Raw genomic sequence first — 9,276 nt, 5'->3', positions numbered from 1 at the left:
AGTGACATCCTCTTTCCCCAAGTCCGCCTAAGCGTCCTATGGGTAAAGCTTCCTTTGACTTAAATACGGGCTGCAAAAGCATATTAAGCCGCCAAGCTTAAGGCTTCACGCAGTCTAATTAATGAAGCCAAAGTCTGCTGATGTCTCGCTGCAATCTCAGGAACTTTTGCCTGATACTGCAACCTTGCCATTTCTGGTAAGGGTTTTAGGTAAAGCCTTATGAAAAACCTTGCTGCGATATTATAGCTTGCGTTAAGGTCACTGTGATAGTGCTTGTTAGTAGTAAACTTACAGAGGTCTTTCTTGCTGTTTCTTTCCACTGCACCACTACCGTCAAAAGCATACTGTGATGTGCCTCTTGCAAGAACTTTGGTAACTCTTAAGCCAAAAAGATGTGCTTTCTGTAAGGTTTTTCTTACTATTGCCTGTTTAGTCCAAAAGTGGAGTTTAAATCGCAGTTTCTTAGCGCCGTAAAAGTCTTTAGGTTTTTTCATCTTGCTTAAGTTCTCAAAGACTATAACATCGGCATTGTGCTTAACGGCAAACTCCACTATTCTGTTAGCTGTGTCTTGCGCTATCTGTTCCTCTATGCCTTTGATAACGCGCCAATAGTTAGGGGCTTTAATATCGCCTGAGTTTCTTTTAGCCTTTGAGAGTTTGTTAATGGTTTTAAATAAGCGGTCTTTTTCTATCGGCTGGTTTATAAATAACCTGCCGATGACAGTTCCGCTTTTGTCCATAGCACAGCATACAGCGGTTTTAGTTAGTCCTAAGTCAACGCCTATGGCAATATTAGCAGGATCAGTTTTTAGCGTTACCTTTGTTGAGTATGGTATGTGGAGGTAAAAATGCTTGCCTTTGTAAACAAGCGTGGGGTTTAACTCTTTATAGTCTGTAAAGCGGTATTTGTTAGACGAAAGCAAGTTTTTAGTCTGCAATTGTAACGGTATCCATACCCAATCGTTATTTATGTAAGCTTTTATCTTGACTTCGGAGTCGCTTTGCTTTTCATACATTACGGGCTTGTAAAGTACAGGAAAAGAGTTATGCGTTGTTCGTAGTGTTGGCGGTTTTTTCTTGAATTTCTTGCCTTTGTATAACGCAGATGCTTTTTCTTTTTCATAGTTTTCTACGCTTAAAAAGAAAGCTTTAACATAGCCGATGCTTTCAGCTATGCAGGCACGCCTTAAGTAGCTTGGAAACTTATAAAAGTCTTTATCAAAGTCGTATGGAGGATTTGGGTTTTTGGCTGTTTTGTGTGTTATTTTCTCAAGGTATGTAACCTGGGCTTTTATGTCTTGTATATCTTTAACGCTATTCCATTCTTTATAAACTGCATCTATGTAAAAACTCAATGCTTTGCGGTAAATCTCAAGCGTAGGCATCAAGCTTTGGTTTCTGTTGAGTATTTTGAGTTTAGCGGTTTTGACTATTTTCACTTGACACCTCCTTTAAACATAAGTATATTATACCTCAGATTATTTAGTTGTCAAGAGGTATTTTATGGATTTAGACTCAAACAGACACGCAGTATTTAAGCTAACATACCACTTAGTTGTAGTAACTAAATACAGGCATAAAGTAATTAACGGTGAAATCAATGAAAGACTTAAGGCTATCACAAAAGACATTTTTGAAAATAAATGGCATTGTAAGCTTATAGCTGTAGAAACTGAAACAGACCATATGCACATTGCTTTTGAAGGCTATCCGCACTTGCAGTTATCAAAGCTTGTAAATAACTTTAAAACTGTTTCGTCCAGATTAATAAGAAAAGAATTTGCAGATTACTTAAAGCAATTTTATTGGAAACCGTTTTTTTGGAGTCCATCATATTGTATTTTAAGCACGGGTGGCGCTCCTATAGACATAATAAAGCAATATATAGAAAACCAAGAAAAACCCATCTAACCTCTCCTAAACAGAGTTATAGGAGAGGAATGCGATGGTAAGTTGGTTCAACTATTACCGAAATTGCTATGCAATTTGGTTTGCCTGTGTTTGAGGTAATAGAATTTTTAGGAAAAATAGGTTTTTTTGGAGAATATAAAGATAAAATAGATAAAGAAATATTAGAAAGTGCTCTTAACAGTTACAATAAATCTGTTTAATTATCAAAAATGATTAATTTTCCTCTTGACTTTTTAGTATTTTGTATTATTATATAACTGTATGTATAACATTACTGAATTTGCAAAGCTTATAGGCGTTACAGTCCAGACATTGCGCAAATGGGATAAGCAGGGAAAGCTAAAACCCGCTTATCTTACAAAAGGCAAGCATAGAATGTATAGCGAAGAACAGCTCAATGAGATTTTGCAAAGACAAGGCAAAGCTGAACGCATCAATGTAGGATATGCAAGAGTAAGTTCAGAACATCAAAAAGATGATTTGACAAGACAGATTAACCTGCTTGAATTGTTTTTGGCAAAGCAGGGCAAAAAATTTAAAATAATATCGGATATAGGTAGCGGTATTAACTACCAGAAGAAAGGCTTAAAAGAACTCTTAAAGCTTATTGCCGCAAAACAGGTTGATACAGTTTATATACTCTATAAAGACAGGCTTGCAAGATTCGGCTTTGAACTCATAGAAGAGTTTGCAAAACTCAATGACACAAAAATAGAACCAATAAATATTGAAGAAGAAAAACCGCCCGAAGAAGAACTTGTTGAAGATATTTTAAATATCATACACGTATTTTCCTGCAAGCTTAATGGTAAACGCTCTCACATAAACAAGAAAATAGCCCAGAGGCTTTTAGATGAACGCTAATAAACTTCCGCTTAACAGCGAACTAAGGATATTCACCATACGAATAAAAAACAAAAAGTTTGTTAAGACTCTGACAGACTATATCTACAAATACCGCCATTTTGAAAACATACTGCTTATACTAATCAAAGAAAATTATGAACTGTTTTTGCAAGGCAAGACTGAAAACGACTTTAAATACCTAACCAGCAAGATAACACTCAGAAACGCTCTGCTTAATTACAACTCCAAAAATTCTAAAGACAGCAATTACTTAAACGAAAAATATAAAGACCACAAACTATGGCAAGCTTTAAAAGAGACTGTAAAAACCATAAAACAGCACAATTTTACTTACTGCATAGAAAGAGTAAAAGCAAATTACAAAACCTACTTTACAAACCTTAAAGCTTATAATAAAAACTCATCCGCTTATACAGGAATGCCAAAGCCTCCAAAAGCCAAAAAGCTTTCAAAGCTTTTAAACTACTCAATAGATTTAGACAAATACTGTTCTTTGTCTTTTAAAAAACTCAATCAAAACCTAATTGGCATTAACCTTGCCGACAAAATGCTCTATATCCATCACAGCAAAAGCGATATAGAAAGCATAGTTGGCAATCTTAAAAACATTAACAGCGCTAAATTGGTATTTGACCGCAGTCAGATTTCTCTGCAGGTATCCTACATCAAGAAAATCAAACCCTTAAAGCTTTTAAAGCCTGTAAAAGAAGCAGGACTTGATATAGGCTTAAACAACCTTGCATCGCTTTTTGTAAACGATGAAACCACTCCATCTCTCATAGTGGACGGCAAACCATACAAGCATTACAATACAAAATTCAACAGGCTTTTGGGTAAACTGCAGGAATCTTTAAAAGACCATGTATTAGAATGGTCTATTTCTAAAACAGGCACTAAATATCCTGCAAAATACGATAAAAAAGGCTATCAGATACTGAAGTTTATTTCTTACTTGCACTCTAAGCGCAACCGCTTTTTCTTTGATAAGTTTCACAAGGTATCAAAACGCATATTAGAGTATTGCCAAATGCATGATGTAACAGACCTTTACATCTCAAAAAACCTTGCGCAGCTTAAAAACAATGGTGATTGCAACTTAAGAAAAGCCCAAAAGCAGAATTTCATACAGATACCGTTTATAAAGCTGCTTAAAGATATAGAATACAAAGCTAAATATTACGGCATCAATGTCCATATAATAGACGAAGCCTATTCATCTAAAACAAGCTCAGTATCGGGCAATGTAGTCTATATTCAAAAACAGGCTCAAGCATTAGGGCATGATACTATAAAACAGCTTGCCAAAACAGATTTAGCTAATGCTTTCTCTGGAAAGCGTGCTAAAAGGGGACTATTTATAGACACAACTATAAAAAAGGTATTCAACGCAGACTTAAACGGCGCAGTTAATCACATCAAGATAGCCAAAGACATTAACACAAGCTACTTAAAGCGCAAACTCTTTAAGCTATGCAACCCAATAAAACTAAAAAGCGACTGCGATTTTTGCAGACTGATGCAAAATAGCGTGTCGGGTAAGGCAATAGGCACTGACCTATTGCAGCGTCAGGTGAGCAATGCTCACGGCTCTAAATACGGTAAACTGAATTCTGGTAGCAGTTATGGTAATAGCTTATATCAGAGTTTAATAGGTTTAGAGTGACGGAAAGAATGGAACTAACCGAATTAGAAAAAAAAGAAAAAGAGATGAAAACTAAATTGCGTGAGCTGGAAAAAAGAAAGAAAGAAATTTTACTTAAACAGCAACTTAATAATTGCAAAAATTTAAAAGAACTATGCACTAAGTTTATCTTGGGTGAGATTGATGAAGATAGTTTTAAAGAAGCTGTAAAAAAGATTACCGATAAAGACAGCTTTAAAAAAGCAAGTGAACCTGTTACATAAAAAAAACAATTTTATTTTTTTTTACTTGACTTTTAAAAAAAAGTCAAGTATTATTTTGTAAAATAACATTTCGGAGGTGTCTTTTGGAAGAGAAAAAAAGCTTATCTAAAAGCGATGTGGTAGATGAACTCGCACAAAAAACTCAATTTAAAAAAGCGGATGCAGAAAAATTTTTAAGTGGTTTTATTGAGCTGGTTGAAAAAGAACTTAAACAAGGCAAAGAAGTAAACATTACAGGCTTTGGAAAATTCTATGTATCAAAAAGAGCGGCAAGAGAAGGCATAAATCCGCAAACCAAAGAAAAGATAAAATTGCCTGAAAGTAAATTGCCTATGTTTAAAGCAGGCACAAAACTAAAAGAAGCTGTTAACGGTTAAGTTTGACATTATCTAAGCCCTACCTACCCCCTTTTATATTTGCCATCATCACACAAGACACGATGATGGCGGTCTTTTTTTAAAAACTGTTAAAATTAGTTTTGTCTATTTTTAAAAAACAATTTCTTGATTTTTACTAAATAATTACTTATACTTTTAAAGATTTAAAAAATAAGGAGGTTATGATGGCAAAAAGTGAAAAAAAAGAAAAAGATAAGCAAAAAATAAAACAAACAGCTAAACCAGAAACCAAAACAAAAGCAGCTGCAACTACTAAAACACAAGCAACTAAAACACAGACAACGCAAAAACCAGAAACAAAAAAAGTGGAAGTAAAAAAACCAGAAACCAGCAAAAAGCCTGCACCTGTAAAAGCAAAGGCAGAAACTGCTAAAACAGAAACAAAGACAGAAGTAAAACAGACAAAGAAGCCAGAACCTGCAAAAGAGACAGCAAAAGAAATAAAAGAAACCGTAAAGGAAATGGTAATTAAAAAAGAACAGGCAAAGGCAAAACCATCTAAAACTGCTGATGAAACGCAAATAGAGGTTTTAAGTAAGCTTGATTTTATTAAAAGTTATGCCGAAAGGTTAAAAATAAGCGAAAAAGAAGCGCATATAATCGTTGATAACTTCTTGGATTTAGTGAAAGATACGCTTAAAGAAGGCAAGTTTATTAACCTTATAGGCTTTGGCAAATTTGCTTTTAAAATAAAAGGAGAAAGAATAGGCAGAAATCCTCTTACAGGTAAACAAGTAAAATTAAAACCAAGTAGAATGCCTACTTTTAAAGCAGGAAGAGAACTTAAAGAAGCCATCAAGCAACCATTAAAGTAGTCAACGCTGACAAAGCAGAACGATTAAGGATATAAGGGCATAAACGATAAGAATAAAAAGAGAGAAAAGAGTGTTAAAATAAGAGAGATAAAAGTGATTAGCGTGGAAACGATAAAGGGATTTAAGGAAATTAGGGCAGGAAAAACAAGAGAGATAAAATGAAATAAGGGCAAAGGAATGAGAGAGAAAAAGCGAAACAGGGGGGGCAAAGCCTGCTGGTTTTGCAAATACGATTGATTGCATTATTTGCTTATGGAAAAAGCATTATTTTTTATTAAAGACGCACCTGTAAAGCAATACCTAAAAGCTATTTTTGAAAACAAGTTTGAAATTGATGAGAGTTTTAGCATAAAACAACTGCTTGATGGTAATTTAATTTTAAATTACCAAGCAATAGTTATCGGAGAAAGTTTTGGTATTTTAACAAAAACAAAACTATGTGAGTTAATTTTAGATTTTGCCAAAGCAAATAACCACAAAATTTTAATCATTTTAATAAAATCTACCAGAGAAAAAATAAAAATAAACAGCAAAGATGTTTTTATTATTAATATACCGCACATACACGAAACGCTTTTAGAAATATTAAATAAAAAACACCTTAAAGAGAAAAAACAGACAAAAATAAAGCTTTATGAGTTTTTCCGTTCTGTAAAAGACAATCAAAAAATAACAATTTCAGCCTCCGATAAACAATTAGAGTGTTTAAGCGCAGGTAATAAATTTGTAATTTTAAAAAACGATTTTAGTGATTTTTTAGAAATTTTTTTAAATCCAAATATCAATATCAGTTGTCAAGACTTTAATACAAATGATTTTGCAATGCGTATTTCACAAGAAAACTACACTCAAATAACCATAAAACATTTTATAAGAAACAGTTTACAGAATATATTAGACGAAAATCATCTTTATAAGCTTTTACCAAAAAATAAAACAAAGATTTTTTTAAAGGCAAATTTATTTACTTTAAAAGAACTGCTTCCAAGTGATAGTCAAATAAATATTAACTGGTTGCATAGGCAAGCCCAGCTTACGATTGATGATATATTGAATATGCATAATTCTGTTAAAACATTGAGAGATATTGTGATAATGTATTTTGCAAATGCAATAGATTTAACAGATAATCAAGATAAAAGCAATAAATTTGATTTAAATATATCCTCTAGTCTTATACAAAAAATGGCAAGCAAAATTCAAAATATGTGAATAATTATTTTATATATTTTTTTACATTTTCTTGACTTTTTAAAAATTAAAACATATAATTTTATAGGAGATTTTTAAAGAAAAAAAGGAGTAATTTATGTCTGATGCCGAAAATGCCAAAAAAAATCAAATAATGGAACTTTTTAATTTTGCTTTCTTGCGAAAAGATTTTAAATCAAATATTGATGATTTAGTAATGATACATAACTTTATAGACTTGTTTATACTGATGAAACTCAATAGTATTTACAAATCTATGGACTACACTAATTTTTTATTTTTCCTTGAAAGCCAATTATTAATATCCCACGAACACGCATTGATTTTAATTGAAAATGTAAAAAACCTTGATGTCAATGAACTTAATATTTTAGACTCATACAGTCAGATAAAAGGCTTAATAAACCTTTTTGGAGAAAACTTAATAAAAAGCAGAGTAGAGTTTTTACCTAAAACCGATGAAATAGACAAACTCCGTGCAGTAAATAACAAACTTATTCAGCTTCTTATGAATTCAAAAATAGATATTGAAACTGTTTACAATGAAGTCAACCAAGCTTTGGCAGATAAAGAGGCAAAACAAGCTTTAAACGAACAAGCTCCCGGTGATGAGAGTAACGAGAGTAATGAGAGTGAGATTGGAGAAAATGAGATAGATGATAGCAAGGTCAGCCAAAAAAATGAGAATGAGAATAAAGAGAGAAAAAAAGGCAGACCAAGAAAAACGCAACCCGATAGGAGTGAAAAGTGAAACTTAGCGAAAAAGACGCAAACCTTATACTAAAAGATACATTCCCGATAGCATATTTATTTTTACAGAAATTTCCGAATACCACAAACAACGAAATCTATAAATTAAGCGGATTAGGCAATAACAGCATAATTAAAAACACATACTTGAAACGCTTAAAATTAGTCAGAAGTATACTTCAATTAAGCTTTTTTAAAGAACAGAAAACAGAAAAAGACACGCTAACCAGAAAAGACGAGGAACAGATTATAGCGCTTTATCTGCTTTTAAAAAATACAATAATGATTGCGGATATTTTAAATATACCGCACGAATTAGTAAAAATTTGCATAGAAAGAGAACTTGATAACTACTCAATTAAATACTGCGATAAATGCAATCTTAATTATTTATCAAGAAAAATCAGCATTGAAACAAAAACCGTTAAAGAATATTTTGAAACACCTTGCCCTCATTGCTTTAAGATGACAACAAAATATCCTAATGAAACCGAACCCATAGATATAAGTGATTATAAATATATGATACTAGATAAAAATACTTTAGAAACCGCATTAGATTACTTTGTAAAATTTAAAATGACAATTAATGTTTATAAAAGGGCAAAAGAAAAAGGCACATTCAGTAAAAGCAAAGCACCTACAATGCAGTATCTTTATGATGGCATTCTTTGGCTTTTCGGTAAAACAAATAAAAACTTCCCGCATACTTTTACAAGCGTATGCTCTGTTATCAAAGAAAGTCCAGACAAAATGCGTGATGATATACTGAAATTATTGTTTGTGGCAGAACAGGAAATTAAAAGCAGTTTAATAAAGCAGAAAATAGAAAATTTAAAAGTAGCAGAGAATATTATAGACTTTATAGAAATAGCTTCTTACTATGCTTTTATAGGTGCGGAAACCGACGAATTTAAAGAATATTTTAAAGAAAGATATATACAATGCAGTATACCATTTTTGTATAATTTTACTTTAACTTAAGTAAATTTTTTTAAATGCTTCTTCTATCGCATCTAAAGCGCTTTTTATTGCTTTTTCGTCGTCAAGCGGTATTGTTTTAACATTTACAGTGTTTGAGAAAAAATCATTTTTTAGTTGCATATCTTCATAGATTACCAAATTGTCATCTTCAAAAGAAACATAACTGAAATAGAAAAAGCTTTTATCATCTTCTCGTAGCTTTATTTTGCCTTTTTCCAGTCTTAAATCGTTGATCCGTCGACTTACATCTACCATTTTCTGTCAAAAACTTACTCAAGTAGACCCCGACGCTTCTGTGCTTTGGTTTGCCCAAAGCACAGACTTACCCGACACACTATTCTGCATGTTTTTTAGGAACTTGCAGAATTCGTAGTCGCTTTTTATTTTTATTGGGTTGCAAAGCTTAAATAAGCTGTTTTTTAGCCACTCAAAGC

12 protein-coding genes are annotated in these 9,276 nt (G+C 32.5%); 10 read left to right on the top strand and 2 right to left on the bottom strand.

Annotated elements, in window-relative coordinates:
* Positions 1–83 precede the first annotated feature (83 nt).
* Complete coding sequence (locus DESAMIL20_RS02035) at positions 84–1,439, bottom strand: IS200/IS605 family element transposase accessory protein TnpB (protein ID WP_086033210.1); 1,356 nt, start codon at positions 1,437–1,439, stop codon at positions 84–86.
* A gap of 64 nt (positions 1,440–1,503) precedes the next feature.
* On the opposite strand from DESAMIL20_RS02035, the gene tnpA reads away from it, so the two are divergent.
* The 10 genes from tnpA to DESAMIL20_RS01990 all read left to right on the top strand — a co-directional run bounded on the left by tnpA (position 1,504) and on the right by DESAMIL20_RS01990 (position 8,842).
* The gene (gene tnpA, locus DESAMIL20_RS02030; protein ID WP_086033149.1) at positions 1,504–1,911 is read left to right on the top strand and encodes an IS200/IS605 family transposase; all 408 of its coding nucleotides are present in this window, start codon (positions 1,504–1,506) and stop codon (positions 1,909–1,911) included.
* Between the two features lie 68 nt (positions 1,912–1,979).
* Complete coding sequence (locus DESAMIL20_RS10750) at positions 1,980–2,111, top strand: hypothetical protein (RefSeq protein WP_275074212.1); 132 nt, start codon at positions 1,980–1,982, stop codon at positions 2,109–2,111.
* A 61-nt stretch (positions 2,112–2,172) separates the two neighbouring features.
* Complete coding sequence (locus DESAMIL20_RS02025; RefSeq protein WP_086033148.1) at positions 2,173–2,775, top strand: IS607 family transposase; 603 nt, start codon at positions 2,173–2,175, stop codon at positions 2,773–2,775.
* A complete protein-coding gene (locus tag DESAMIL20_RS02020) occupies positions 2,765–4,441 on the top strand; it encodes a transposase (protein ID WP_204218549.1) in 1,677 nt (558 codons plus the stop codon). Before DESAMIL20_RS02025 ends, DESAMIL20_RS02020 begins: the two co-directional genes overlap by 11 nt.
* An 8-nt stretch (positions 4,442–4,449) precedes the next feature.
* A complete protein-coding gene (locus DESAMIL20_RS02015) occupies positions 4,450–4,683 on the top strand; it encodes a hypothetical protein (protein ID WP_086033147.1) in 234 nt (77 codons plus the stop codon).
* 83 nt (positions 4,684–4,766) lie between these two features.
* Positions 4,767–5,060 carry an HU family DNA-binding protein gene (locus tag DESAMIL20_RS02010; protein WP_086033146.1) on the top strand — a complete coding sequence of 98 codons (294 nt, stop codon included), beginning with the start codon at positions 4,767–4,769 and terminating at the stop codon, positions 5,058–5,060.
* Positions 5,061–5,245: 185 nt separating this feature from the next.
* Positions 5,246–5,896 (top strand): HU family DNA-binding protein, encoded by a 651-nt coding sequence (locus DESAMIL20_RS10565; RefSeq protein WP_204218548.1) that lies wholly within the window; start codon positions 5,246–5,248, stop codon positions 5,894–5,896.
* A 252-nt stretch (positions 5,897–6,148) separates the two neighbouring features.
* Positions 6,149–7,108, top strand: a complete 960-nt coding sequence (locus DESAMIL20_RS02000) for a hypothetical protein (protein WP_143340219.1) — start codon at positions 6,149–6,151, stop codon at positions 7,106–7,108.
* Between the two features lie 97 nt (positions 7,109–7,205).
* Positions 7,206–7,859 (top strand): hypothetical protein, encoded by a 654-nt coding sequence (locus tag DESAMIL20_RS01995; RefSeq protein WP_086033144.1) that lies wholly within the window; start codon positions 7,206–7,208, stop codon positions 7,857–7,859.
* Positions 7,856–8,842 carry a hypothetical protein gene (locus DESAMIL20_RS01990; protein ID WP_086033143.1) on the top strand — a complete coding sequence of 329 codons (987 nt, stop codon included), beginning with the start codon at positions 7,856–7,858 and terminating at the stop codon, positions 8,840–8,842. The genes DESAMIL20_RS01995 and DESAMIL20_RS01990 overlap by 4 nt, the downstream gene beginning before the upstream one ends.
* On the opposite strand, the gene DESAMIL20_RS01985 is transcribed toward DESAMIL20_RS01990, so the two are convergent.
* On the bottom strand, positions 8,834–9,097 hold the full coding sequence (locus tag DESAMIL20_RS01985) for a hypothetical protein (protein WP_086033142.1): 264 nt from the start codon (positions 9,095–9,097) through the stop codon (positions 8,834–8,836). The two genes, DESAMIL20_RS01990 and DESAMIL20_RS01985, sit on opposite strands and share 9 nt — an antisense overlap.
* Positions 9,098–9,276: the final 179 nt, after the last annotated feature.

It is taken from the genome of Desulfurella amilsii (genome assembly GCF_002119425.1).
Lineage (GTDB): Bacteria > Campylobacterota_A > Desulfurellia > Desulfurellales > Desulfurellaceae > Desulfurella > Desulfurella amilsii.
The sequence above is the reverse complement of the archived record's forward strand: the minus strand, read 5'-3'. Positions and strand labels throughout refer to the sequence as shown.